This is a genomic window from Polaribacter reichenbachii, from assembly GCF_001975665.1.
Classification (GTDB): domain Bacteria; phylum Bacteroidota; class Bacteroidia; order Flavobacteriales; family Flavobacteriaceae; genus Polaribacter; species Polaribacter reichenbachii.
This window is the reverse complement of the sequence record NZ_CP019419.1, coordinates 2,029,835-2,056,184: the sequence shown is the minus strand read 5'-3', so window position 1 is coordinate 2,056,184 and position 26,350 is coordinate 2,029,835. Positions and strand designations below refer to the sequence as shown.

Here is a 26,350-nt window from a genome sequence, read left to right as displayed (position 1 = left end):
TGTTATTGTTTTACTTGATTTTTACTTTTGATAAAAAGTGTAAAAATTGCGCTTAAGACTAATAAAACTCCAGCAAAAGTGATCGCATTTCTGGGGTCATTGCCTAAAAAGTTTTTTAAGATGTAACCAAAGGAAACCGTTTGTATAATCATAGGAATTACAATCATCATATTAATAATACCCATATAAACACCATATCTTTCTTTAGGAATATCTGAAACTACCATTAAATAAGGTATTCCCATCATACTTGCCCAACCAATTCCGAAACCAGTTATAGCAAAAAATAATAAGTTTTTGTTTTCTATATGTGGAAATGCTAAAAAACCAATTGCTGCGATTATTAAACAAAATGCGTGTACTTTTTTAGGACTGTATTTTTTTGCAAAACCTACTAATGCAAAGGCAACTAAAAAGGTAACTACATTGTACCAGCCATTTACTAAACCTGTCCAACTTACGGCTTCACTATATAATTCTTTGTTATCTGGAGTTGCATTCCAAACGGATAATGCAACGCTTTTAGAGGAGTTCTGCCAATAGCAAAATAAGGCATACCATTGAAATAAGTAAACCAATGCTAATTGCCACATTACTTTTGGCATATCTTTTATTGCTGAAAAGATTTCAATTAAAGGTTCTAAAACACTTCTTTTTTCTTTCAGTTTTATTAGTTCTTCCTTTGTAGGAGGGATTTCTTTTGTTTTTTTAATACTCCATAAAATTGTGGCTATTGAACAAACTGCGCCTAAAAAGAAAGATGCATATACCCAAGTTGGTAAAGAGCCTGTTGTGCCAATAAAAATTAATGGAAATATAAATAATGATAAATTTGCGAGTACTTGACCTAAACCAGTAAAGAAACTTTGCATTTGAAAACCTAAAGGCTGTTGCTTTTCTTCTAAATTATCTGCAATTAAAGCTCTGTAAGGCTCCATAGCTGTATTATTACCAACATCTAAAATCCATAATAAACCAGCAGCCATCCATAAAGAACTACTAAAAGGAAAAGCAAATAGTGTTAAACTACAAAGAATTGCACCAATTAAGAAATAAGGTTTACGACGCCCAAATTTAGGACTCCAAGTTTTATCACTTAATGCTCCGATAATAGGTTGTACTAATAAACCTGTTACTGGACCAGCAAGATGTAGAATCGGAATTTGGTCTGGACTAGCTCCTAAAAAATCATAAATAGGTGTAACTGCACTTTGCTGAAGTCCGAAGCTATATTGAATTCCGAAAAATCCAACATTCATATTTAATATTTGCCAAAAGCTTAAAGTAGGTTTTTTGAACTTCATAATTTATTTTAATCTATACTTTTTTATTAAAGACATAAAATGTAAGTTATCTAATAATTAGGATTATTTATCTTTTACTATGGATTAATAAAAGTTTCAATTTCTGATTGTAATATTTTAGGATTAGCTCCTTCATTTTGAGCAACTAAAGCTCCAATAGCACAAGCAAAATTTATTGCTTTTTGTGGGGTTGATTTATTTAATAATTCACTAGTTAGTGAGGCTAAAAAAGAATCTCCTGCGCCGACAGTGTCTTTAACATTTATTTGATAACCGCTATTGTAGTATAATACATCGTTATATAATAAAACAGCACCATGATGTCCTTTAGTTACGCATATATGTTTTGTATTCGTTTTATCTGCAATAAAATTTATATTCTGTTCAAGTGAATTGTATTTTGAACCTATTTTTTTACAAACTTCATACAATTCATCATCATTAAATTTAATAAAATCTGCTTTTTCCATTAAATATTGTAATACATCTGTTGTGTAATGAGGTTGTCTTAAATTTAAATCGAAAATTTTATATTTTGCTGCTTCAATTAATTCATACAATGTATTTCTTGATGTTTCGTCTCTTGCAATTAAACTACCGAAAACAAAAGCATCAGCGTTTACAACTTCGCTTTTTGCTTTTTCAGTAAAATAAATTTTATCCCAAGCACTTGGGTAATTTATAGTATAAGAAGCTGAGCCTTTTTTATCTATTAGTACATTTACTTTACCTGTTTGAAACTCTTTGTTTATTTGAATATGGTTGGTCTTAACTTTATTTTCTTTAAGGTACTCAATTATTTTTTGTCCATAATTATCTTCACCTAAAGCACTTATCATTGTTACGTTATGACCAAATGAACTTAATCTGTTTGCAACATTAAGAGGAGCTCCTCCTATTTTTTTATGAGTGGGAAATACATCCCATAAAACTTCTCCAAAACAAACTACTTTTGACATCTTTTAATATTTAAAATAAAACAATTTAATTTTGATAAAAACAAGAGAGATTAAACAATGTCAATCTCTCTTGATACCAATTAACTCAATTCAAAAAACAATCAATACTATATTAATAACCAGGATTTTGTTTATAAATACCACCTGTAAAATCTATTTCTCTTTGAGGTATTGGATAGTATTCATCTCTACCTGCAGTAAAATTAGCATTTGTTAAAAAATCTTTTCTTGTTTTCTCAACTGCTAAATATGCATTTAGAACTTGTTCTGCCATACCCCATCTTACTAAGTCAAAAAATCTTGGACCTTCCATACCAAACTCTAATCGTCTTTCAAACATTAAAGCTTTAAAAGCATCATCTTTAGACATTCCCATAGCATATTCGCCTACATTATATACATTGCTAGCTCCTGCATCCATTTGTCTTTGAGTACTTTCTTTAGCTCTTCTTCTAATTTGATTGATTATTTGAACACCAGCATCTACTTGATCTAATTGAATTAAAGCTTCTGCTTTAAATAAAAGGACATCTGCATATCTAATAAAATCTACATTTTTTGATGTTCCAACAAATGGGCCTTCTTTTACATAACAACCACAATCTGGTGCTTGTTGCTCTTTCATATTACCAAAATAACCATAAACTCCAGGATCTCTTGCCCAACTAAAGTTGTAAATCATATCTCCAGTAGTATTTACTGTATTTCTGTATTTAAAAGGACGACCTGGTATACCTACTGTATGATCGATTCTTGGATCTAATGTAATGCCTGCAGCTAAAGCAGTTTCTCCATTTGCATCTACAACATCAAAAATGTTACTATCATTAAAAGTATCTAATAATGGTAAACCAGAAGCATCTGTTTTAAATGCATTCACCATATTGTGACTTGCTAAATGAAAACCACAACATCCATATAAACCAGTACCATGAGGTGAATTTAAACCGGTTACAAAACTTACTCTACTAACAGTTGTTCCGTCATTGATAGAAAATTGCGCAGCCCAAATAGATTCTGAACCATTATCAAAACCATCTAAATAGTTATTACCATAATCTGCTTCTAAAGCACCAGTAACATCATTTGCATAATCGATAACTTCTTGTAATCTAGACATGTTTATGTTTGTAACTGCATGAGTGTCATTTTGCTCATAAGCTTGGTATAAACGTAGTTTTGCTAAATAAGCTGCTGCTGCATTTTTGTCTGCTCTACCAACTTGATCTTGAGATTGAGGTAAGTTATCATAAGCAAATATAAAATCATCTGCAATTGTGTTCCATAAAGCATCATTATCTACATCATTAGAAACCTTAATAATTTCATCTTGAGTTAATTCTTCTGTGATATATGGAATTTTTTTAAACAATAGTTTAAGCATAAAATGAGAGTGTGCTCTTAAAAAACGAAGTTCTCCTTGTCTTATAGCTTTGTTTGCATATTCTGCATCTGGTATATCATTAATTACTTTTAATGCAAAGTTAGCTCTTGAGATTGCTTTATAATAATTAGTCCAAGTTCTTGGTCCCATCCAATCTAATGGGTCGTCTGCAATAGTTAAATTGTATTGTTCATATCTATCTACGATATCAACATCACCTCTACCACCACCACCTTTGTAGGCATCATCAGATCTAACACTTCCGTAAACCCACATGTTAGTAAGTGGACCTACCATGTCATCATTTGCTATTCCTGCATATGCTGCAACAACCAATGCTTCTGCATTTTCTGCTGTTGCTACGTTTTCATTAGATAATACACCTTCTGGTTCATATTCTAAGAAATCATCAGAACATCCCGCTATTAAAATAGTAGCAAAGATTCCCGCTAATAATAATTTTATATTCTTCATTTTAATATTTTTTAAAAGTTAATGTTAAGACCAAGTGATAATGTTGTTGGAACAGGAATGTTATCTACATTTGTTCTTTCAGGATCTGATCCTATATAGTCTTTAGGTGTAAACCAAAATAAATTTTCTCCTTGAAAATAAAATCTTAAACTCGACATACCTGCTAATTTATTAACAATTTCTTCTGGTAATGAATACCCAAATGACAAGTTTCTTATTTTGAAATAAGAATTCTTTCTATATAAATAATCAGAAATTCTTGTATCGTTATTTACAAGTGATGCTGCTGGAATATTTGAACCTGTGTTGGTTGGTGTCCAAGCATTTAACACACCCACTCCTGCATTTTCTCTACCTTGCACAAAATTATTCCAGTATATATATGGGTCTAAACCTATTCTTCCTGCAACACCTGAGCCGAATACAGAAAAGTCGAAGTTTTTATATTCTAAGTTTACTCTAATTCCATATTCTAAATCTGGTAAAGTTGTACCAATAAAATCTCTATCATTTGCATCTATACTACCATTACCATCTAAATCTTGAAATTTTAATCCTCCAGGTCTAGCTCCAACTTGAATTGGGCTTGCATCTACATCTGCTTGACTTTGAAATAAGCCATCTGTTTTATATCCAAAAATTGAAAATTGAGAATGTCCAATAATAGAATTATCTACAGTACCAGGATAAGAAGATACAACCTCATCTGGTAAAGCTGTAATTATATCTCTAAAAGCTCCGAAATTAGTAGAAACTGTTAATTTTAATCCGTTTTCAAAAGTATTAGCGTACGCCAAAGCTAATTCCCAACCGTTTGTTTCTGTTGTTGCACCATTTAATACTCTTTGTTGTCCTTCTCCTACCACAGATGCAATAGGCGGTGTTGTTAAAATATCACTAGTTTCTCTAGTAAAATAATCGAAAGTACCAGTTACTTTATTGTTTAATAAAGAAAAGTCTACACCAAAATTAAATTCTTTTGTAGTTTCCCATTTTAAAGCTGGGTTTGATGCTTGAATTGATACAAAACCAGATGGTAAATTTCCTGTGTTATTTCCGTTTAGATCATAAGCGGTACCAACATTATAAAACGTATTAAAGAAAAAAGTGTCTCCAGTAGCTTGTAATTGATTTTGCCCGTAATTAGATTGGAATAAACCAAAACGTGCTAAATCTCCAATAGATTGGTTACCAACTTCACCATAACCTGCTCTAAATTTTAAAGAATTTACTATATCATTTTCTTTCCAAAAATCTTCATTACTAATTCTCCAACCTACTGTTGCTGCAGGAAAAATACCATATCTATTATCTGCTCCAAATCTAGATGAACCATCTCTACGTACAGTTACAGAAGCTAAATACTTATCTTCGTAACCATAATTTACCTTAGCAAATTGAGATAACAATCTACTACCAGTTGAAGATCCTAAGTTTGTTTTTGCACCTGTAGCTGCATCTAACTGAAAGAAAGATTCTGTTTCTACTGCAAATCCATCTGCTTGCGCAATAAAGCTATCTTGATCGTCTTTAATAGATTCTGCTCCTAAAAGCACTCCTATTTTATGTTTTTCCGCTAATTCTACATTATAGTTTAAGGTGTTTGTAAATACTAAACTAGTAAACTTTTGATTACCTTGTATTAATCTATTTGTAGCTCTTGTTATAAAACCATTATTAACTTTTCTTTCAATATCTCTTCTATCAACTACATTATAGTCTATACCTAAACTAGTTCTATAGGTTAGGTTTTTTGCGATATCAAATTCTCCATAAACATTTCCAAAAAAAGTGGTTCTACTAGTGTTGTCCCAACTATTAAGTTGTTGCATTAATACAGGATTGTTTCTGTCTGAATAACCAGAACCCAAAGGACCAGCAAATTCTCCGTTCGCATCATATACAGGAATTGTAGGAGCTAATGATATAGCTAAACTGGTTGTAAATGCACTACCAACATCTCTAGAAGCTAAAGTTTCATCTGAAGTAGACATTTGTGAATTTACACCAACTCTTAGTCTATTATCAAATAAATTAAAATTAGAGTTTAGTTTAGCTGTAATTCTTTCGTAACCTGTATTTTTTAATATACCTGAATTACTTAAATGACCTAAGTTTATTAAGTGAAATGAATTATCTGTACCACCAGAAATTGAAATTTCATTATTGTATAAATATCCTGTTTGGTAAGTTTCATCTTGCCAATCAGTATCTCCAACTGGTACACTTGTGTCACCTCCAACAAAGGGTTGTACAGTTACACTATTTAAAACAGGGTTATTAAAATCACCATTCCAATCAAAGTTATATATTTCACCATAACCTCCATTTGGGTCTGCACCATCATTTACAGATGCTTGCCATAATGCTTGCCCTCTTTGTAATGCATTTAGCATTTTATAACGTTGTTTTTTTTCTGATAAAACTGAAACGTTTGAATTTAAACTGATTTTAAATTTTTCTGCACCACCGGCTTTTGATCTGTTTTTTGTTGATACAACTACCACACCATTTCCTGCACGAGCTCCATAAAGTGAAGACGCAGATGCATCTTTAAGTACTTGAACAGATTCTATTGTACTTGGGTTTAAACTAGCAAATACTTCTTGTCTTAGTGTAGGCACACCATCAATAACAAATAATGGGTTGTTGTTACCAAGTGTAGTTGCACCTCTAATTAGTATATTGTTACTTGTACCTGTAGGGTCTCCGTTTTTCTCAATAAATAAACCTGCAACTTGACCTTGTAAGCTTTGTACGGCACTACCTGTACTTAAACCAACTCCTTGAATAGGAGCCATTTCTACAACAGAAATTGCACCAGTTACATCTACCTTTTTTTCTTTTGAGTAACCAGTTACTACTATTTCGTCTAGTTGACTTGCTTCTGCTGTTAAAACAACATTTATAACACTTCTATCATTAATTTTTATGGTTTCGGTTTTGTAACCCAAGTAGCTAAATATCAAGGTGTCTTCACCTTTTGCACTGGCTAAAGTATAATTTCCATCAAAATCTGTTGTTGTTCCAACTGAAGTACCAGATATAATTACTGAAACACCAGGTAATGGCATATCTCCATCTTTATCAGTAACAACACCTTTAACCTGAGTTTGGGCGGATATGCTGAAAAGAGCAAATATTGTTAGTAAAAAGAGTAATTTACGTCTCATAATTTAATTTAATTTAGTTAATATTTAATTGATTTATTTCGATGTAATCAAGAAGCAATTCTCGATTTTTAGTTTCTATAGAAAAGGTTGAAAAGGGTTGGTTTGGAAAAAATATTTCTGTCATAACAGTTTCTCCTTCATCAAAGAATAATTCTATAGAAGTTTTATCTATTAATATTGTTCCTGATAAATTTTTATTAGTTGATGTTCTAGGAGCATAAGAAATTTTATTTGCAAATTTTTCCGAGAATTTTATTTTTCCAGATTTTTTACGATCAATAAAAAAAGATTTTTTAGCATGACTATAGCCAAATAAAAGTGTGTCATTTACTTTGTTAGATAGTTTAAAAGTGAAGCTTTTATCATCTAAATTGTTTAGATTAAAATTTATTTCAGTACTTGCTAAATCAATTGATTCTGAGCCAATAATTTTTGTAATTCCGTTTACAGCAATATTTTCTTTTTTAAACTTTGTACCTCTATATTTATTTAAATCTTGTACTGGAGTAGAAATTAATCGATAACCATTATCATCTTTTTTAAGTGCTACTTTTCTAGGAGTTGTCATTGCACTTCTCCATGTTTCTGTTGGTACTTTTACTGCATAATCCCAATTAGACATCCAGCCAATCATTAATTTAGCACCATCTTTTGTTCTTGCGTTAGACCAAGAAACACCCGCGTAATTATCTTTACCAAAATCTAACCAGTAATTATGATTTTCTTTTAAGCTTTTTTCAAATTCTTTATCAATTTTAAAATTTGTACCATCAAAATCTCCAACAAAATATTGTGTTGAACTACCTCCATTTGGACCACCAGTTCCAATGCTTACAAATAATACCCATTTAAATTCTTCTGTACCTTTAACTGGTAGTTTAAATAAATCAGGACATTCCCAAACTCCATCTTTAGAATTTTTGTCTTTTTTAAATTCTGAAAGTAAGTTCCAGTTTTTTAAATTTTTAGAATCGTAAAACATAATTTTATCTCCTGCTGCTAGAGACATAATCCATTTATGTCTATCCTCATCCCAAGTAATTTTTGGATCTCTAAAATCTTTAATTGTATCGTTATCTATAACTGGGTTGTTTTCGTATTTCTTAAAAGTTTTACCTTCGTCATTACTGTAAGCAATACTTTGTACCTGTTTAACCTTTCCATTACCAAAATCTTTATGGTTTGTGTACATAGCTATAATTGGAATAGATTTTTCAACTTCTCCTAGTCCAGAGCTATTGCTAATATCTACAACCGCACTTCCAGAAAAAATGGTTCCAAGTTCATCAGGATAAATTGCAATAGGTTGCTCTGACCAAGTAATCATATCTGTGCTAATTGCATGTCCCCAATGCATAGGTCCCCAAACATTACTATCTGGATGGTATTGAAAATATAAATGATAGTAGCCATTGTAGTAAAACATTCCATTAGGATCATTCATCCAAGCTTTTTTTGGTGTAAAATGAAAGTTAGGTCTGTAAAGCTCTTCTTCTGTATTTGTTTTAGAAGTTTTTTCTTTAGTTATTACTGTGTTTTTACAGTTGAAAAACACAAGCAATACAAGAGCAATAAAAGTTAGTTTTTTGAATTTCATTTGCTTAATTTTTATTTTTGATTAGTTTTTTACTTAACTCCTCTAGTGTAACCCCTTTAGTTTCTGGCATCATAAAGATTACGAATATTAATTGTATGGCCATCATAACTGCAAAAAACAGAAAGACAACGCTGGCTCCAATAGTAGAAAATAATACCGGTACTAATGAAGGAATAACTGCTGCTAATACCCAATGTACAGAACTACCGAAAGCTTGCCCTGATCCTCTTAAATGGTTTGGGAATATTTCTGAAATAAAAACCCATATTACAGTACCTTGACCGATTGCATGTGCAGCAATAAAAATAAATAAGAAGATAGGCATATAGGTTCCTTGCCAGTTAAAAAAGAAGGCAGCAGAAACTAATGATAATGATATAATATAGCCAAAAGAGCCTATATACATTAGTTGTTTTCTACCTAATTTATCTATTAAAAATATACCAAGTAATGTAAATATCATATTTGTAACACCAACACCAATACTACTTAACATAGCAGTACTTTCTCCTAAACCTGCTTCTTCTAATATTCTTGGAGCATAATATAATAAAGCGTTAATACCTGATAATTGATTAAAAAAGGCAATTAAAAGAGCTAAGATTAAAGGGAATCTGTATTTTTTAAGAAAGATGTTTTCATTAGGTATAGTATCTTTCATCTCTTGTTTGATTTCCTCAACCAAAGCATTTGAGTTTAATTTTGGATTAATAATTTTTAATGCCTTTCTTGCCTCATCTTCTTTAGATTTCGTTAATAACCATCTAGGACTTTTAGGTACAGATAAAATCATTAAAGTATAAATAATTGCAGGTATAGCTTCTATACCTAACATCCATCTCCAGGCATTTTCACCTATATTATTTAATAAGTAATTAGAAAAGAAAGCGATTAAAATACCAAACACAATATTAAATTGGTATAAGCCAACTAATTTACCTCTGTCTTTAGCAGGTGCAATTTCTGAAATATAAGCAGGAGCTGCAATTGTAGATGCTCCAACACCTAAACCTCCAATAAACCTAAATAAGGCAAAAGTCCAAGGATCATTAGCTAAACTAGATCCAATTGCAGATATTGTATAAAGAATACCTATCCATATTAAGGTGTTTTTCCTACCAATTTTATTAGTTGGTATTCCTCCAAAAATTGCTCCAATTACTGTACCCCATAATGCCATGCCAATAATTACCAATCCATGAAACATATCTGTAGATTCCCAAATTAGTTGAAGCTTTTTTTCGGCACCAGAAATAACAACTGTATCAAAACCAAATAAAAAACCTGCTAGTGCAGTTGTTAAAGACCAGATTATTATTTTTTTATTCATATTTTTGATTTAGTTGTAACTGAGTTTTGTGCCTGTTTTATTAATTTAATAATTTTTAGGCTTTGTTTTAAACAAAATTAAATTATAAGCACATTTTTTTATTTAAATAATAAATCGAAAACGTTTTCGAAAAGTCGAAAACGTTTTCGAAAAAGTTAATTTACTATATTTGCAAGGTAATAAAGCATACAATTAAATCAATATTAAAGCACTATTATGGTTACGCTCAAACAAATAGCAGAAGAATTAGGTATTTCTATAACAACAGTTTCTAAAGCTTTAAAAGAATACCCAGATGTAAGTAAAAAAACTAGAAAATTAGTAAGAGAAACTGCTAGTTTGTTAAATTACAAACCAAATTCTTTTGCTGTAAATCTTAGAACAAAGGAGTCTAAAACAATTGGCTTAATTATCCCTGTAATTGTGCACCACTTTTTTTCTAGTGTTATTAAAGGAATAATTTCTCAAGCAGAAAAAAAAGGATACTTAGTAATTATTCTTCAATCTGATGAATCTTACGAGTTAGAAAAAAAGCAAGTAGATTTATTATTAAGTAAAAGAGTTGATGGTATTTTAATTTCCTTGGCAAACGGTACAGGAGATTATAAACATTTAACAGATATAATTGAGCAAGAAACACCACTGGTGATGTTTGATAAAATTGCTAAAATTGTAAAGTGTTCTAAAGTAATTATTGATGATAGAAAAGCCGCATATAACGCAACTCAACATTTAATTGATATTGGCTGTAAACGAATTGCTCATTTTAGGGGAGCTTTATTGCCTCAAAATTCTATTGACAGATTCCTAGGTTATAAAAAAGCATTATTAGATAATAACATAAAATATGACCCTTCTTTAGTGTACGTTAATGAATGTGGAGATATGAGTTTTGAAGAAGGAAAGGAAAATGCAAGGCAACTATTAAAAGACCATAAAGATGTAGATGGTATTTTTATAAACACAGATTTAGTTGCCATTGGAGCAATGACAGAGTTTGTAAAATTAGGTGTTAAAGTACCTGAAGAAATAAGTATTGTTGGTTTTAGTAATTGGTTTATGTCTTCTGTAATATCTCCTTCATTAACAACTATTAATCAACCTGGATATGATATGGGTAAAAATGCATTCAAATTATTATATAAAGAAATTAAAGCAAAAAAACAGAATAAACTATTTGCTCATAAAGATGTGGTTTTAGAAACAGATTTAATTATAAGAGAATCTACTAAAACCTTAAATTAAATTTTAAAACAAAATAGTTTAAAAATCATCATTATAGCAACAAATTTCTAATAAATTAGGAAGACAGCAATTTATTATGGCTCTGTAATTATATTTTTTTTCATCATAAATTTGCAGAGAGGAAGGGACTAACACCATTCTTTTTTTTCCTTTGTTCATAAGCATTTATAAGCACACAAATTTAGACTACCCCCTAATTAGTCCCTTACAATTTAATTTCCTATGTACTTATTTACTATATCTAACTGAATTCCAGAATATTCCGAAAACTCATCTATAGTTAAAAATTGATGAGGCTCTTTGTCTAAAAAATTCTTGATATCATTTAATAACTTGCGACCATAGCGTTCACTGCGCCCTGTGATGCGCTGAATGTCTTTTGGATAAATACAAGCTCTCTTTTGATTCATAATACTTTATCTATGCTCTATCTATACTTTTTAGACAGTGCTACCATACTAAATCGGAAAAAATAACTTGTATCGGAATGGCTGACTACTGATTTTTGATTTCTTATTTAAAAGTATGGTTTTTTGCCTAAACATAAAAATATAATATCATAGCAAAATAAACAGGAATTATCAAATTAAAGGGAACTATTGATGGAATTTCTTTCTACAAAACTTCTGATGGGCATTTGGCTCACGAAAAAGGTGGTGTAGATAAAAAAAGAATTCAGAATGATCCTGCGTTTCAAAGAACACGTGAAAATGGCTCTGAATTTGGACGAGCAGGAAAGGGAGGTAAAGTATTACGTAATGCGATTCGTGTGTTTTTGCAAAATGCAAAAGACAGAAGAGTGGTCTCTCGTTTGACAAAAATTTTGGTTGCAATTACCAAAACAGATATTGTTAACGAGAGAGGTTCAAGAACTTTACAAGAAAGAAATTCAAACCTTTTAGAGGCTTTTGAATTTAACTTGAATGGAAAATTAGGTGCTACTTTATTTGCTCCATTTACCAAAGCATTTGATAGAGTTACTGAAGAAGCAACTTTAGATTTAGCAGCTTTTTCTACAACTGTTAGAATTGCAGCTCTTGCAGAAAAAACACATTTTAAAGTAGTAATGAGAGCATTGGAATTAGATTTTGAGAATGAAACCTCAACATTTGAAAATGATGAAACTACAATTCGACCTTATACTGCTGCTGACACAGCTGCTATTGCACTATCCGCAACCATTACTGCAAACTCAACATTACCTGTGATTCAAGTTTTAGGGGTAGAGTTTTATCAAGAGGTAAATGGAGAAATGTACTCTTTAAAAAACGGTACATATAATGCCCTTTCAGTTACTATTATTGACAAGCCATAAGTATGGAGTTATTACTTCAAAGAGCTTATTTTAAAGAGAGTACTAATGGTACTCTCTTTTGTTCTGACAAATTTCTTTGTCATACGATTGAGTTGCCCTGGAAAAATAACAAACGAACTATTTCTTGCATTCCTGAAGAAGCATATTAAATTGAACCAAGATTTTCAAAACGCTTCAAGCATAATTTGATTTTAAAAAATGTGAAAGGAAGGAGCTTTATTTTATTTCATCCTGCAAATGGTGCCAAAAGAGATTTACAAAGATGTATTGCTCCAGTAACCTACTTAAGTGGTATTGGTAGAGGTGTTTATTCGAAAAATGCAATGCAAAAATTATTATCACTATCATATCAAGCTAAAGACCGAAAAGAAAAAATCTTATTAATTATTAAATCACAGAATTATAAAAATTATAGAACGTTATAAAAAACCTACTCCAAAATTTTTTAGAATTTTAAGAAATATTGGTATTGCATTAGCTACTGCAGGAGGTGCAATTATTGCTGCTCCGTTAAGTATACCTGCAACCATCATTACAATTGCTACCTATATGACAGTGGCAGGAACTGTTGCCACAGCAGTTAGTCACGCAGTGATAAAAAATGATGATACTTCAGAAAAAAATGGATCATAATACAAAAGCCAGTTTTTTTGGTGGTTTATTTTTATCTTCAATTGTTCATATAGGTGTTGAAGATATTATTACTACCATTGTTTTGGCTATTGTGGGTGCTGTTGTGAGTTTTTTTGTTTCTGTTATTTTAAAATGGATTCATAACAAGATTAAAATAAAAGCAAAAAAATAATTATTAAAGTTCAGAATTTCGAAAGTGAATTCTAAAAATAATGTATGTTTTTTCCTTAAAGAATGAGGTGAGGAAAAAATAGATTCGATTTTATCATTTTTAAAGATTGATAAACAGTGGCTGGTTTGTGCGTGGAGTTTATCAATCTTTAAAAATGTGAGCCTAATGGCGACTGAATTACATAATAATGGTTTGAAAATCAAAAAATTTATATTTTTTTTTCACATATTTAAATACTTTTTCAAATGAGTCTAAATATTTAGATTTATGATAGTCGCAATTTTAACCCGCTTCTTGCCAGAAGTGGGTTTCTTTTTTTTAAAATAATTAAAGACGTAGTGCGTTGGCAGCAGCGAGAATAAGTGTGTAAATTTTTATTTGTACTCAACCACTTTTATTAGGTTCTATTAAAAGTGAATGCTACTACAACTTTTTTATATTACTGACTTCTATTATTTTCCTAATGCTTTAAAAATTCCAACGCATTTACTTTTAGTGAAAACGGTAACCCCTAGATGTTTTAAAAATAAAAATTTATACTCTTATTGGCTTTTTTTGATTTTATAGGTGCTTTAAAAGAGACTTGAATATTACTGAACACATTGATATTTTACTACTTACTATTTATTGTACCCATAAACACTTGTAAAAACAAATGCATTAACTACTTCTTGTTATTAAAATAGCAAATTGTTATTATTACTTTCCTATATGCGCGTTGGATGAGCGGCTATTTTACATAATGGCGTTATAGTGCCTGGAGTTTTTCACGGAAGAGCAGTATAACTGCGCATTATGTAACTTAGCTTGGGGTTGATTTTATGGCGAAATAGTTGTTTGAGCGTTGGCAATGGCTCTTTGCTTTTTTTATTGTCCTATTTTTAAAAAAATTACTAGCTTCAAATAAAAAAAGAAATGTGCCATTATAGCGTTGGATACAACTATTGTGAAATAAAACCAACTATGCAAAGGAAGCGTGGATTGACATAGAATGCAAAGGTTTATTGCTATTGCACTAAATTTAATTTTGTTCATAGGGATTACAAACGGTATTTAATATTTAGATTATCCCAGACCGCACGGATATGTTTCTTTAGAGAATGTTAACGCGGGTTTGCAAACCATGCACGTATAGTTAATCGACACAGGAAAGCTGCTAAAGAAATCATAAAAAAAGGGGTTATGAAAATAGAGTGCAATTTCATTAAAATAGGCACGGATTTCAAATCCTCACCAGCGGGGTTTATATATATTTCTAGAATTATGGAAATCCATAATTACGAATCAGTACTTTATAGTACTTTTAGTTTCTTAAAAAAAAAGAAAAAATCAAATGTGCAATTATTAAGTGGTTTTCTTGTACATCCTGTCTAAATTGCAATAAAAAGGAATATGATACTGTATATTTATTTGTCTAAGTAGATAAGCTTTTACGAGTAAAACTATAAATTTAAAATTACTTAATAACAATTACACCAAAAAAAAACGCAATATAGAAGATTGTAAAATAGAGTAAATCCATTTTAAGAAAAGTTTTAAAGAAATCTAAGAATTTATGGAAATATTAAGTGAAACTGGAATTACAGATTTAATTAGAAAGATATAAAAAATCATACCTTAACAATCCATCTTTTCAATTATCGTGTTATAGTCAAGAAAACCAAACGGTAGCAGATTATGAGGGGGCGTTAGCTTTTAGAGCTCATGCAAAATGCCGATGATGCCAAAAGTGATGTTGTTTATATTGCATAAGATACCCAAAGGCAAGAACTAACAGTGTCTAACAATGGAGAGCCTTTTAGTCTTGATGGTGTGGAGTCTTTAATGTTCACAGGCCTATCTACAAAAAACAAGTTTGAGTACATCGGTAATAAAGGATTAGGTTTTCGTTATATATTAAGTTGGGTTAATTGGGTTGAAGTGAGAACTAGAGATGTAAATTTTCGTTTTTTTAAAGATTTTTCAGTACGTTTCTATGAAAAATATTTACAAGGCAGTACTTTAATACAAACACGTATTGTAAAGGAAATAACAGAAAAAAGACTTCTTAAGAACGAAATCCCGATAGCGACTTTAGCTTTTCCTGAATTGCTTAAAGACAAAAAAGCAGAATATATAACTAGTGTTATTCTTCAATTTAAAGAAGGGCAGTTAGGGCCTATAGAAGAACAACTAGAAAAAATAAGTGAAGAAACTTTATTGTTTCTTCCTAATATTAGAAAAATAGTAGTGGTTAAAGATAGAGAAACAATAAAGGAACTCCACAAAACAGTAGATACCGAACAACTGATTACTGTTAATGATAAAACTTGGAATGTTTACAGAAAAAAAGATCAGGTTTATAAAGATAATGTGAAATTTAATTATGCTATTGCTTGGCAGGATAATATGGAAGATGCTGGCTACTTCTATAACTATTTTAAAACTGACGTACGTACCCTCGAGTTTACCTTGTATTATTCATGCTACTTTTAACCTCACCAATAATAGAAAAGAGATTAATAATAGTTTAGATAATACATATATTTTAGATCGTATTGTTGAAAGCTTAGGAGAAATTGTTACTACACAATTAAAAAAGGAAACCCCAGATTGGGATACGTATTCTTTTTTAACTCCATTAAAAAGTAATAGTAGAGATATTTTTAAAAGCTTTTATAAAACTATAGAAGCTAAAAGAGAAAATATTGGTTGTATCCTACGGTAGATGGTGAATACTCATCTAAAGATAAAATTGTTTATCAAGGAGATGAATTTACCAATTGGGTTCAGCAAAATGAATTTGGTGCGTATTTTCATAACTTATTGTTGCCAATAGCGTCATTAGATGTTTTTATATCGAGACGCTATACATTTCTAAAATGGGAAACTATAATAAAGGAATTAAATCCACATTTAGATCTGAGAAATCGTGTTGCACTTATCTATTTTTTACACAATCTAAACATGGTTTTAGAACTACATCTCGTAAAAATAAAATTAAAAATTTATTTTTAAAATTACGAGATAGTTCAAAATTAGATAGATTTATACTTCTTTTAAAACTAATGAAATTAATTTCTAAATCTAATTTTGAAAGTTTATCTTCTTTTATTTACGAAAAAAAATACACTGCTGTAGAAGGAAAAAGAATGAGAGATGTTCTTGAGTTTACTATGCAAAATTACACAAAAGACATTTCACTAGACGATATTTCTGAAGTTGCTGTTTTAACCAAAAATGCTTTTTGTAAATACTTTAAAAAAAGAACCAATAAAAATTATTTTCGTTTTTTAAACGAATTAAAATAGAACATTCTTGCAAATTAATAATCTCTAAAACAGATTTAACACTTGCAGAAATTGCTTTTAAATCTGGCTTCAAAAATATATCTAACTTTAATATATAGTTTAAAGCTATTAAAAAAATGAGTCCTTCTGTGTACAGAAAAATGAAATAACCTTATACTTTTTTTATATTTTCTAAAATTATTTAACTTTTTATGTACTAAATATTCTATTGCAAATTATACAGATTTATGATATAATTTTTAACAAAAATTTAACAAGTGTAATTTTTACACTTATTTTTTTTATGTATTTTTGAGAAAAAAACTAGAAAAAGAGAAAATATTATGGATAATTGCATACACGCTACAAAAAGAATTTTAAATATTCTTAATGTTAAAAACACTAAAAAATACATAGAAGACAATATAATTTCTCATCCAGAATATCCAAGTTTACTAGTAGTTTCTGATACTCTAGAAAAATACAATATAGAAACTTTAGCGATAAAAATTGATAAAGAAAAACTAGACAGTATACCTTTACCTTTTATTGTGCAAGTAAAAAATCATGGGACATCTGTCTTTTTTGTTATAAAAAATATATTAGAAAATGAGATTGAATATTATGATGACAAAAACAAACTTGTAAAAACTTCTAAAGACGATTTTTCAAAAAAATGGACTGGTGTTTGTTTATTAGCTGAAAAAAATCAAGATTCTAAAGAAGTTGACATTGAGAAAAAAGTCTTATCATCTAGGATTCTAAAAGGGTTAAAAATATGTATTGTAGTATTTACACTATTTTGGTTATCAATTAACTTACGAAACTCAGAAGCAAACACTACTTTAACATCCATAAGTTTCATTGGAGTTTATACAATTCTAAAAATAATTGGCTTAATAACAAGCGGTATGTTGCTGTGGTTTGATGTTGACCAATACAACCCTACTTTACAAAATTTCTGCACAGGTGGTAATAAAAAAATAGATTGTAATTCTGTATTAACCTCTAAACATTCAAAAATACTTAATGGTTTTTTAAGTTTAAGTGAATTAAGTTTTTCCTATTTTTTTGGTACTTTATTCTTTTTAATAATATCAGCATTTTCATATTCATCGCTATCTATAAGTAGCCTACTTAGTTTTACTGCTATACCAATAATTATTATTTCTATATACTATCAAGCTGTAATTATTAAGCAATGGTGTAAATTTTGTATCATTACTCAAGCTGTTTTAGTTTCAGAAATTCTTATTTCGTTTTTCGGAGAGTTATACAAATCAAGTTTACAACTAGAAACACTTCCTATTTTTTTAGTTCTATTATTAATTCCTATTTTAGTTTGGAAACAGATAAAACCTCTATTAGAACAAGAAAAGGAAACTAATCTGCACAAAAGAGCCCTTAAAAAAATAAAGAACAATCCTAATGTACTTGAAGGCTTGTTACTAAAATCTAAAAAAATAGAAACCCCAACAAAAGGTTTGGGTATTTCTATTACTAATAAAACAGCAAAATATAATGTTGTAAAAGTGTGTAACCCCTATTGTGGTCCTTGTGCAAAAGCACATCCTATTTTAGAAGACTTGGTTCATAAAGGCATTATTAATCTACAAGTATTATTTACGGCCAAAGCTGATGAAAAAGATAAAAAGTTTAAACCTGTAGCTCATTTTTTAGAGATAGATGAACAAGGTAATAAAACTAAAACGCAACAAGCATTAGACGATTGGTATTCTGCAAATAAAAAAGAGTATGACTTATTTGCAAATAAACACCCAATAAAAACAGAATTAATAAAACAAAAAGAAAAAATAAAAGCTATGAATTCTTGGTGTACTATTGAAAATATAACAGCTACCCCAACCATTTTTATTAATGGAAATCAATTACCAAAAGAATACAAGATAGAAGATCTAACAGAAGTATTGCAATAAATTAAAATGCCCAAAGCATACACTTTGGGCAATAAACAGTACCCTTTTGCGCAAAAGGCAGACACAAACCTTGAGTGTCTTTAAATGTTCAGGGCAAATATAATTATTATTAAATTTTTTATTATGAAAAAATTAAGTTTAAAACAGTTGAAATTAGACGCTACTGAAATGCTAGAACGCAACCAATTAAAAACAATTCTTGGTGGCTATGGTGGTGATGGTAGTTATGGTTCTAATTCATGTTGGGTAACATGTAATAGTTCAAATCCCGGTGAAGAAGGTAGCACTTATAATATCCCAAATTGTGATGGAGCTCCTGATGGTGCTTGTCATTCTACTGGCTGGACATGGTGTTCATGTTGGTAGTAATCGGTATAAAATAACTGGGGTTTTACCCCAGTTTTGCAAGGTATTTTATTGACTCAAATTTAAATTAGCACTATGAAATTAAAAGATGTTATTTATTTAATAGTTTTTTCACTATTACTTAATTGTAAGAAAAATACTTTGCCCCAAAAAGAATCTTTAACATCAAATAACTTTATTGAAAAGAGTGACTCTAAATTAAATAAAGTTCTTATAACGGGTACAACTGATGATATAACCGCATTTAAGTATTTAAATATTATGAATAATACTTATTTATTTGGTAGAAGTCATCTAGATGTAAAAAAAGAAATTTTTTCTGATTCATTACATATGGTTTTGAATTCAATTGAGAAACCATTATTTTCAGAGATAGTTGCTTTTTCAGATAAGATCTTATATCGTGGTTGGGTTTTTCTAATTCCAGGTGATACAATCAATATAAAAATAAAAAACGGAGTAATGAAGTTTTTTGGTAAAAATGCTATTCTAAATAATTATTGGTCAGAAATGAATATTGCAACCCCTGAATATGCTAAAACCCCTTATCGAGGAGACTTAAAGCTTTACAAAAAAAATGTAAAATCTATTTATGAGAAAAAAGTTTTTTTTTTAAATCAATATATTAAAAAACATCATATACAATCTGAATTATTTATTTATACTATAAATACTGATCTTAAACACGAATATTTATCTACACTTATCAACCCAAAAAATATAAAAGCAAGGACAGAGGGTTACTACTTAAGTGACAGTGATGGAGTAATACTAATAGCTCAAAAAGAGGCGGATAAAAAATCGGAAGTTATTATTGATTTATCTAACTATTTTGAGAATATTTTCGTTGAAGAGTTCAAAGATATAAATGCTCTTAATAATAGCGTTTTCTTTAAAGATAATATTAACACCTACATAAGTAATTATTTCCTCAACTCAAAATTTTTAGCATATTCAAAAGAAAAATTTTTAGCAGAAAAAGAATTTATTCAGAAAAACTTTGAAGGTGAAATAGAAAATTATGCCATTGCTAGAATGATACGAAATTATCATTTAAAAGGATTTGGTAAAAGTATAAACACTATAGAAATTTTAGAAAAATCAATTAATGAATATGAGGATAAATTTACAAAGCCCTCATATATTGAGTATATGAATGATATAAAAGAAGATTTAAAATCATATGATTTCGAGTTATCAGAAACAGCTTTAAATAGTAAGTTTATCAACATTAATGGAGATACCTTGACTTTAAATAAAATTTTTGCCCGTTCAAAAAATAGAATAAAGGTTATTGACTTTTGGGCAACTTGGTGTCCTCCTTGTATAAAACAAATTAAAGAAGGCAAACCTTTTAAAGATCGTCTTCAGGTTGAAAATAATGTTGAATGGATCTATATATCGCCTGAAAAGGACTATCAAAAATGGTTAAAAAAGAATAAAGAATTTGAACATGTTTTAAATTTTAATAACTCCTTTTTTCTTTTAAAAGGACTTAAGTCTTCATTGGCAAGTTCTTTTAAAGTTAAAGAGATTCCACGATATGTTATTTTTGATAAAAACAATAAAATAGTATTGAATAGTGCACCATCGCCTTCAGACCAAAAAAATTTTGAAAGAATTATCGACGGTATAGAAAATAAGGAATAATCTACAAAATTATATCCCTTTGCGCAAAAGGCAGACACAAACCTTGAGTGTCTTTAAATGTTCAGGGCAAATATAATATTATTAAATTTTTTATTATGAAAAAATTAAGTTTAAAACAGTTGAAATTAGACGCAAGTGAAATGCTTGAACGAAACCAACTAAAGACAGTATTTGGTGGTGATTATGGCTCAGGTGGAACATGTAAAGTGTACGTTAGACCAGCTGATACTTCACCTGGAGATCCTAGTGGGTATTGGACTGATTGTCTCTATTCAGTTGATGAGGCTCAAAGTATGTACAATGCTGGCTTTTTTGGTGGTTATGGTGGCGGAGGTTTTAATGGAGATTGGCTTGTTACCGGCTACAGATGTCAGTCCTGCAACTAATTAAACATTTAAAAGAAGGGGGTTAAGTATTTATTTAGCCTCCTTCTTAAATAAGAATTATTTTTTATTTTAATAATTTAATATAGTTATTCTTATAATTTTACTTTAATCAAATATTAAACCTCTGCTTGTGCTTATGGAATATATTAAAACAAAAAACGTGTTTATTAAATCTCTTTTTAACTTATTACTAAGTAGTTTGTTTTTACTAGCCTGTAATTCTAAAAAGAAAGAAAATATAAAACCAATTGAAAGTAATTCGGCTATAATAATTATAAATAATCCTTTAGAAAAGAAGTTGGAATTAGAATACACGAATAGCAAAGGCTCCAGTTATAATATTTCAAAAGTAAAAAATGATACCTTTGAAATTAAATTAAATAAAAGAACTTATTTAAGCATTAGAACTAAAAGAAATTTAACAAGTATTAGGCGTAGAAGCAGTCCATATTTAGCATATAATCTTAATATTTTCTCTAATGATACTCTTAAAATAAACACAACAATAAAAAAAGACTCTGTCTTTTTCACAAATTCGTCAAGAACAGAATATTCAAATACCTTGAAAGAAATAAGTTTAGTTAAAGAAAATAGAGAATTAGATTCTATAAAAAAAAGCTTATATAAATACAGAAACAACCCCCAATTATTTAATAAAACTTATACAGATATACTCCAAAAAAAATACGCTATTTACGTTTCTCAACTAAAATTAATAGATAGCCTAATAAAAAATAATGATAAATCCATTAAAATAAATTCTATAAGAGATGAAATTAACTATCGTTATTATTTAGCCTTTTTCAGAGACTTACAGGCTACTAAATCGCATTCTATATTAGATTCTTTATATGATGACAAATATGTAAATAAAAAAATTCTTCTCAACAGTAATTTTAAAATTGAATATATAAAAAATTTTGTAACATCCTTATCAATACATATTAACGATAAAAAAATTAGTTATAATCCGATAGAAGTAAATAACAAACTAGATACTTATTTTAATAATGAAGATTTAAAAATTGCAAGAAAATTTTCTGTTATAAATATTACTTTTAAAAATATTGACACAGGTAGAATCTATTACAACAGGTATATGGAAGAATATGACGATTTAGATTTTAAATCTTATTACAACTACCTATTAAAAAATTTATCAGAATCTAGAGACAAGCCTGTAGAAATTAAAACTAACTTTAATTTAAATATAACTTCATTAGATAATGAAAAAGGGGTTTCGTTAAATAAAATAATTAAAGAGAATAAAGGCAAGGTCATTTTAATAGATTTTTGGGCTAGTTGGTGTAAGCCTTGTAGAATATCTTTTCCTAGCGTAAATAAACTAATTAAAGAATATTCTAACAAAGATTTTACATGCATCTTTTTATCTATAGATGTAAAAAAAGATAAATGGAAAAAAGCAGTTAAAAAAGAAAAACTAACCAACTATAAAAATAGTTATGTTGTTTCTGGGAAAAATAAAGATTTTATGAAACAAATAAACTTAAAATACATACCTAGATATATCTTAATTAATAAGAATGGAGAAATAGTTGCTCCTTACGCACCAAAACCAAAGAGCAAAGATTTAAGAAACTTAATAGACAAATATTTAAAATAATAAAATATTGAAAAAAAACTTCCCTTTTTACAAACAACCTGATAGTAAAGATTGTGGTCCTACTTGTTTACGTATTATAGCAAAACACTACGGCAAACTAGTTTCTTTACAAGATATTAGAGACCTTTCTGAAACCACAAGAATAGGAAGTAATTTATTAAAACTAAGTGACGCTGCTGAAACAATCGGTTTTAAATCTCTTGGCGTAAAAATTGATTTTAAAAAATTAAAAGAGGCTCCTTTACCATTAATTGTACATTGGAATAAAAACCATTTTGTAGTAGTTTATAAGATAAAAAAAGATGTAGTTTACATTTCAGATCCTTCTTATGGTCTTATTACTTACACAAAAAAAGAATTTATCTCTCGTTGGATAGGACATAACGCTAACACAGAAACAAAGCAAGGTATAGCCTTATTATTAGAAATTACACCTAAATTTAAACAACTTAATTGGGAGGAAGCAGATAAGAAATCTTTTCGCTTTTTGTTTCAGTATTTGTTTAAATATAAAAAATTACTTCTACAGCTTATTATTGGTTTAATTGTTGGAAGTATGCTGCAACTTATCTTTCCTTTTTTAACACAAAGTATTGTAGATGTAGGGATCCAAAACCAAGATATTAGCTTTATCTATATGGTATTAATAGCACAAGTTATGCTTTTTATTGGACAAACTAGTGTAGATGTTTTTAGGAGTTGGATCTTATTACATTTAAGCACCCGAATTAATATTTCTTTAGTTTCAGATTTTTTTATAAAATTAATGAATCTACCAATCGCTTATTTCGATACTCGAATGACAGGTGACATTATGCAACGAATTAATGACCATAGCCGTATAGAAAGATTGCTAACGGGTTCTACTTTAAATACGTTATTTTCTATGGTAAACCTATTTGTATTTGGTGCCGTATTAATTTATTATAGTACTTCAATCTTTTTCATTTTTGCAGTTGGTAGCATTATTTATATACTCTGGATTTTATTTTTCTTAAAACGTAGAAAAGAATTAGACTACAAGCGTTTTTCTCAAATGAGCCAAGAACAAAGTACCGTTATGGAACTTATTAATGGTATGCAGGAAATAAAAATGAACAATGCCGAAAAACAAAAACGTTGGAAATGGGAATATGTACAGGCAAGATTATTTAAAATTTCTATGCAAAGTTTGGCTTTGGAACAAACACAAGGTGTAGGTTCATCTTTTATAAATCAATCTAAAAACATTTTAATAACTTTTACCTCAGCACTCCTAGTTATTGAAGGAAATATTACTTTAGGAATGATGTTGTCCATTCAATATATTATTGGACAATTAAATGCTCCAATTAGTCAATTAGTAGGCTTTATTCAATCTACTCAAGATGCTAAAATAAGTTTAGAACGTTTAGGGGAAATTCATGACAAAGAAGATGAAGAAAGTAAGGACAAACACTTAGTTTCAACTATAAAACCAAATCAGTCTCTAAATATTAATAATATTACATATAGATATTTAGGAAGTGATGAGAATGTTATAAAAGGTATCAATATGCAAATTCCTGCAAATAAAATTACAGCTATTGTAGGGGCTAGTGGAAGTGGTAAAACAACTTTAATGAAAATTCTTTTAAAATTTTACGATATTGATAAAGGATCTATCATGTACGGTGAGCATTATCTAAATGCTATTTCTCATAAATCGTGGCGTGCCAATTGTGGGGTAGTAATGCAAGAGGGCTATATCTTTAATGACACTATTGCATACAATATTGCTATTGGAGAGGACAGTATAGACCAAGAACGCTTAATAGAGGCAGTAAAAGTAGCTAACATTTATGACTTTATACAATCTTTACCTCTAGGGTTTAATACTAAAATAGGAAATGAAGGTGTTGGTGTAAGTACAGGCCAAAAACAACGTTTATTTATTGCTAGAGCTGTGTATAAAAGCCCTGAATTGCTCTTTTTTGATGAGGCTACTTCTGCTTTAGATGCAAAGAACGAAAGAATTATTATGGAAAATTTAAATAATTTTTTCAAAAACAAGACCGTTATTATTATTGCTCATCGATTAAGTACTGTAAAAAATGCAGATCAGATAATTGTAATTGACGATGGAAAAGTGAAAGAATCAGGAAAACATCGTGAGTTGATAGAACAACAAGGCACATATTACAGTTTAGTTAAAAATCAATTAGAATTAGAAAAATTAAGTACAGATAACGATGCCTAAAAAAGAGAAAAAAGATAATTTAGATTTAAGATCTGAAGAAGTACAAGAAATTTTATCAAATCCGCCTGTATGGATTGTTCGTTGGGGTATTACACTTATTTTCATGTTTGTTTGTATCATTATTTCTCTTTCTTTCATGATTAAATATCCAGACTTTGTTACTGCAAAAGTATTGGTAACAACAAAACAACCTACAGAAAAAATAATTTCTAGATATTCTGGACAGCTCGAGAAAATTTTTATTAAAAATCGAGATACTGTAACTATAAATCAAAAATTGGCAGTTATAAAAAACACGGCTAACTTTAATGATGTATACTTATTAAAAAGTATTCTTGATTCACTTCCTTTTAATATTAAAACATTTAAGTTTCCTTTTGACAAAACTGCTTACTTAATATTAGGTGATATTAGTACAGCTTATTTTAGTTTTGAAAAAAGTTATATAGATTACTACTTATTAAAAGATTTAGATCCTTATAAAAATCAACTAAATGGGAATAAAGTTTCACTTAAAGAATTGAGGAACAGGCTAAAAAGCCAAGTAAATCAAAAAAAATTACTAGAACAAGAATACAAGCTAAAACAAACAGATTTTGAACGAGATGAAAACTTATTTAAAAAAGGAGTTATTTCTCAAAGAGAATATGAATTAAAGCAGTTGAGTTTTATACAAATGCAAAAGAACATAAGTGCCATGGCAATCTCTATTTCTCAAATGACTGAAGCTATTTCTTCTGCTAATCAAACATTAAAAAATACACGTATTAATGAACAAGAAGACAATAGTAAATTCTTAAAAAACTTAATACAATCTTATGACCTACTTAAAGAAGCTATACGGAATTGGGAATATAATTACGTGTTAACTTCATCAATCAATGGAGTCGTTAGTTTTCAAGATTATTGGGGGGAAAACCAATTTGTAAACTCAGGAAATATTGTTTTTTCAATCTTACCTTCAGATACTTCTAAATTGGTTGGCAAACTTCTTATACCTGCTCAAAATGCTGGAAAAGTAATTGTAGGCCAAAAAGTTTTTATAAAACTAGATAATTTTCCTTATCAACAATATGGTATGTTAATTGGCAAGGTTACTAATTTTTCTATTTCACCAAATTCTGAAGATAATTATACTGTTTTTATTTCTTTACCCAACGGAACTGAAACCTCTTATAATAAAAATTTTAAATTTACTCAAGAGCTTTTAGGAAATGCAGAAATTATTACCGAAAACCTTAGTGTTGCCGAACGCATGTTTTATAAGTTTAAAGATATTTTTAAATATTAATTGTTATGAAAATTTAAAATATA

At 29.2% G+C, this 26,350-nt stretch carries 19 protein-coding genes and 1 pseudogene; 13 read left to right on the top strand and 7 right to left on the bottom strand.

Features of this window, described 5'->3' with window-relative positions; translation table 11 throughout:
- Positions 1 to 2: 2 nt before the first annotated feature.
- From BW723_RS08530 to BW723_RS08505, 6 genes are all read right to left on the bottom strand, one after another.
- Complete coding sequence (locus BW723_RS08530) at positions 3 to 1,304, bottom strand: MFS transporter (protein WP_068356019.1); 1,302 nt, start codon at positions 1,302 to 1,304, stop codon at positions 3 to 5.
- A gap of 77 nt (positions 1,305 to 1,381) precedes the next feature.
- Positions 1,382 to 2,263, bottom strand: coding sequence for a carbohydrate kinase family protein (locus BW723_RS08525; protein ID WP_068356024.1), 882 nt, complete (start codon positions 2,261 to 2,263; stop codon positions 1,382 to 1,384).
- Between the two features lie 112 nt (positions 2,264 to 2,375).
- Complete coding sequence (locus BW723_RS08520) at positions 2,376 to 4,121, bottom strand: RagB/SusD family nutrient uptake outer membrane protein (RefSeq protein ID WP_068356026.1); 1,746 nt, start codon at positions 4,119 to 4,121, stop codon at positions 2,376 to 2,378.
- Positions 4,122 to 4,132: 11 nt separating this feature from the next.
- On the bottom strand, positions 4,133 to 7,294 hold the full coding sequence (locus tag BW723_RS08515) for a SusC/RagA family TonB-linked outer membrane protein (protein WP_068356028.1): 3,162 nt from the start codon (positions 7,292 to 7,294) through the stop codon (positions 4,133 to 4,135).
- A gap of 13 nt (positions 7,295 to 7,307) precedes the next feature.
- The gene (locus BW723_RS08510) at positions 7,308 to 8,891 is read right to left on the bottom strand and encodes a glycoside hydrolase family 32 protein (protein ID WP_068356030.1); all 1,584 of its coding nucleotides are present in this window, start codon (positions 8,889 to 8,891) and stop codon (positions 7,308 to 7,310) included.
- A 4-nt stretch (positions 8,892 to 8,895) separates the two neighbouring features.
- Entirely contained in the window at positions 8,896 to 10,221 is a 1,326-nt protein-coding gene (locus tag BW723_RS08505) for a sugar porter family MFS transporter (RefSeq protein ID WP_068356037.1), read from the bottom strand.
- A gap of 216 nt (positions 10,222 to 10,437) precedes the next feature.
- Between BW723_RS08505 and BW723_RS08500 the strand changes: the two genes are divergently transcribed.
- On the top strand, positions 10,438 to 11,466 hold the full coding sequence (locus BW723_RS08500; RefSeq protein WP_068356041.1) for a LacI family DNA-binding transcriptional regulator: 1,029 nt from the start codon (positions 10,438 to 10,440) through the stop codon (positions 11,464 to 11,466).
- A 212-nt stretch (positions 11,467 to 11,678) separates the two neighbouring features.
- On the opposite strand, the gene BW723_RS08495 is transcribed toward BW723_RS08500, so the two are convergent.
- Positions 11,679 to 11,876: a hypothetical protein gene (locus tag BW723_RS08495; protein ID WP_076686360.1), complete on the bottom strand. Its 198-nt coding sequence runs from the start codon at positions 11,874 to 11,876 to the stop codon at positions 11,679 to 11,681.
- Positions 11,877 to 12,043: 167 nt separating this feature from the next.
- Between BW723_RS08495 and BW723_RS08490 the strand changes: the two genes are divergently transcribed.
- The 12 genes and pseudogenes from BW723_RS08490 (at position 12,044) to BW723_RS08430 (ending at position 26,327) form a co-directional block, all read left to right on the top strand.
- Positions 12,044 to 12,781, top strand: a complete 738-nt coding sequence (locus tag BW723_RS08490) for a hypothetical protein (RefSeq protein ID WP_226789165.1) — start codon at positions 12,044 to 12,046, stop codon at positions 12,779 to 12,781.
- A gap of 2 nt (positions 12,782 to 12,783) precedes the next feature.
- Positions 12,784 to 13,206, top strand: a pseudogene (locus BW723_RS08485) (DUF5675 family protein).
- Positions 13,207 to 13,382: 176 nt separating this feature from the next.
- Positions 13,383 to 13,586, top strand: coding sequence for a hypothetical protein (locus BW723_RS08475; RefSeq protein WP_226789164.1), 204 nt, complete (start codon positions 13,383 to 13,385; stop codon positions 13,584 to 13,586).
- 1,776 nt (positions 13,587 to 15,362) lie between these two features.
- On the top strand, positions 15,363 to 16,061 hold the full coding sequence (locus tag BW723_RS08470; protein ID WP_068356057.1) for a hypothetical protein: 699 nt from the start codon (positions 15,363 to 15,365) through the stop codon (positions 16,059 to 16,061).
- 572 nt (positions 16,062 to 16,633) lie between these two features.
- Complete coding sequence (locus tag BW723_RS17710) at positions 16,634 to 16,876, top strand: helix-turn-helix transcriptional regulator (protein ID WP_068356064.1); 243 nt, start codon at positions 16,634 to 16,636, stop codon at positions 16,874 to 16,876.
- 323 nt (positions 16,877 to 17,199) lie between these two features.
- Positions 17,200 to 18,792 (top strand): cysteine peptidase family C39 domain-containing protein, encoded by a 1,593-nt coding sequence (locus BW723_RS08460; protein ID WP_068356067.1) that lies wholly within the window; start codon positions 17,200 to 17,202, stop codon positions 18,790 to 18,792.
- Positions 18,793 to 18,915: 123 nt separating this feature from the next.
- Complete coding sequence (locus BW723_RS08455; protein ID WP_139059048.1) at positions 18,916 to 19,158, top strand: hypothetical protein; 243 nt, start codon at positions 18,916 to 18,918, stop codon at positions 19,156 to 19,158.
- A gap of 75 nt (positions 19,159 to 19,233) precedes the next feature.
- Positions 19,234 to 20,808: a TlpA family protein disulfide reductase gene (locus BW723_RS08450; protein ID WP_068356072.1), complete on the top strand. Its 1,575-nt coding sequence runs from the start codon at positions 19,234 to 19,236 to the stop codon at positions 20,806 to 20,808.
- A gap of 206 nt (positions 20,809 to 21,014) precedes the next feature.
- Positions 21,015 to 21,194 (top strand): hypothetical protein, encoded by a 180-nt coding sequence (locus BW723_RS17705; protein ID WP_139059049.1) that lies wholly within the window; start codon positions 21,015 to 21,017, stop codon positions 21,192 to 21,194.
- A 136-nt stretch (positions 21,195 to 21,330) separates the two neighbouring features.
- Entirely contained in the window at positions 21,331 to 22,818 is a 1,488-nt protein-coding gene (locus tag BW723_RS08440) for a TlpA family protein disulfide reductase (protein ID WP_068356078.1), read from the top strand.
- 7 nt (positions 22,819 to 22,825) lie between these two features.
- Positions 22,826 to 25,036 carry a peptidase domain-containing ABC transporter gene (locus BW723_RS08435; protein ID WP_068356086.1) on the top strand — a complete coding sequence of 737 codons (2,211 nt, stop codon included), beginning with the start codon at positions 22,826 to 22,828 and terminating at the stop codon, positions 25,034 to 25,036.
- Positions 25,029 to 26,327: an HlyD family secretion protein gene (locus BW723_RS08430; RefSeq protein WP_068356096.1), complete on the top strand. Its 1,299-nt coding sequence runs from the start codon at positions 25,029 to 25,031 to the stop codon at positions 26,325 to 26,327. Before BW723_RS08435 ends, BW723_RS08430 begins: the two co-directional genes overlap by 8 nt.
- Positions 26,328 to 26,350 lie beyond the last annotated feature (23 nt).

What these genes read in the sequence shown, in the direction of transcription:
- BW723_RS08510 (WP_068356030.1), bottom strand. Translation starts at nt 8,891, where the DNA reads ATGAAATTCAAAAAACTAACTTTTATTGCTCTTGTATTGCTTGTGTTT.
- BW723_RS08475 (WP_226789164.1), top strand. Translation starts at nt 13,383, where the DNA reads ATGATGATACTTCAGAAAAAAATGGATCATAATACAAAAGCCAGTTTT.
- BW723_RS08500 (WP_068356041.1), top strand. Translation starts at nt 10,438, where the DNA reads ATGGTTACGCTCAAACAAATAGCAGAAGAATTAGGTATTTCTATAACA.
- BW723_RS08440 (WP_068356078.1), top strand. Translation starts at nt 21,331, where the DNA reads ATGGAATATATTAAAACAAAAAACGTGTTTATTAAATCTCTTTTTAAC.
- BW723_RS08450 (WP_068356072.1), top strand. Translation starts at nt 19,234, where the DNA reads ATGAAATTAAAAGATGTTATTTATTTAATAGTTTTTTCACTATTACTT.
- BW723_RS08520 (WP_068356026.1), bottom strand. Translation starts at nt 4,121, where the DNA reads ATGAAGAATATAAAATTATTATTAGCGGGAATCTTTGCTACTATTTTA.
- BW723_RS08430 (WP_068356096.1), top strand. Translation starts at nt 25,029, where the DNA reads ATGCCTAAAAAAGAGAAAAAAGATAATTTAGATTTAAGATCTGAAGAA.
- BW723_RS08515 (WP_068356028.1), bottom strand. Translation starts at nt 7,294, where the DNA reads ATGAGACGTAAATTACTCTTTTTACTAACAATATTTGCTCTTTTCAGC.
- BW723_RS08505 (WP_068356037.1), bottom strand. Translation starts at nt 10,221, where the DNA reads ATGAATAAAAAAATAATAATCTGGTCTTTAACAACTGCACTAGCAGGT.
- BW723_RS08525 (WP_068356024.1), bottom strand. Translation starts at nt 2,263, where the DNA reads ATGTCAAAAGTAGTTTGTTTTGGAGAAGTTTTATGGGATGTATTTCCC.
- BW723_RS08455 (WP_139059048.1), top strand. Translation starts at nt 18,916, where the DNA reads ATGAAAAAATTAAGTTTAAAACAGTTGAAATTAGACGCTACTGAAATG.
- BW723_RS08460 (WP_068356067.1), top strand. Translation starts at nt 17,200, where the DNA reads ATGGATAATTGCATACACGCTACAAAAAGAATTTTAAATATTCTTAAT.
- BW723_RS08530 (WP_068356019.1), bottom strand. Translation starts at nt 1,304, where the DNA reads ATGAAGTTCAAAAAACCTACTTTAAGCTTTTGGCAAATATTAAATATG.
- BW723_RS08495 (WP_076686360.1), bottom strand. Translation starts at nt 11,876, where the DNA reads ATGAATCAAAAGAGAGCTTGTATTTATCCAAAAGACATTCAGCGCATC.
- BW723_RS17710 (WP_068356064.1), top strand. Translation starts at nt 16,634, where the DNA reads ATGAAATTAATTTCTAAATCTAATTTTGAAAGTTTATCTTCTTTTATT.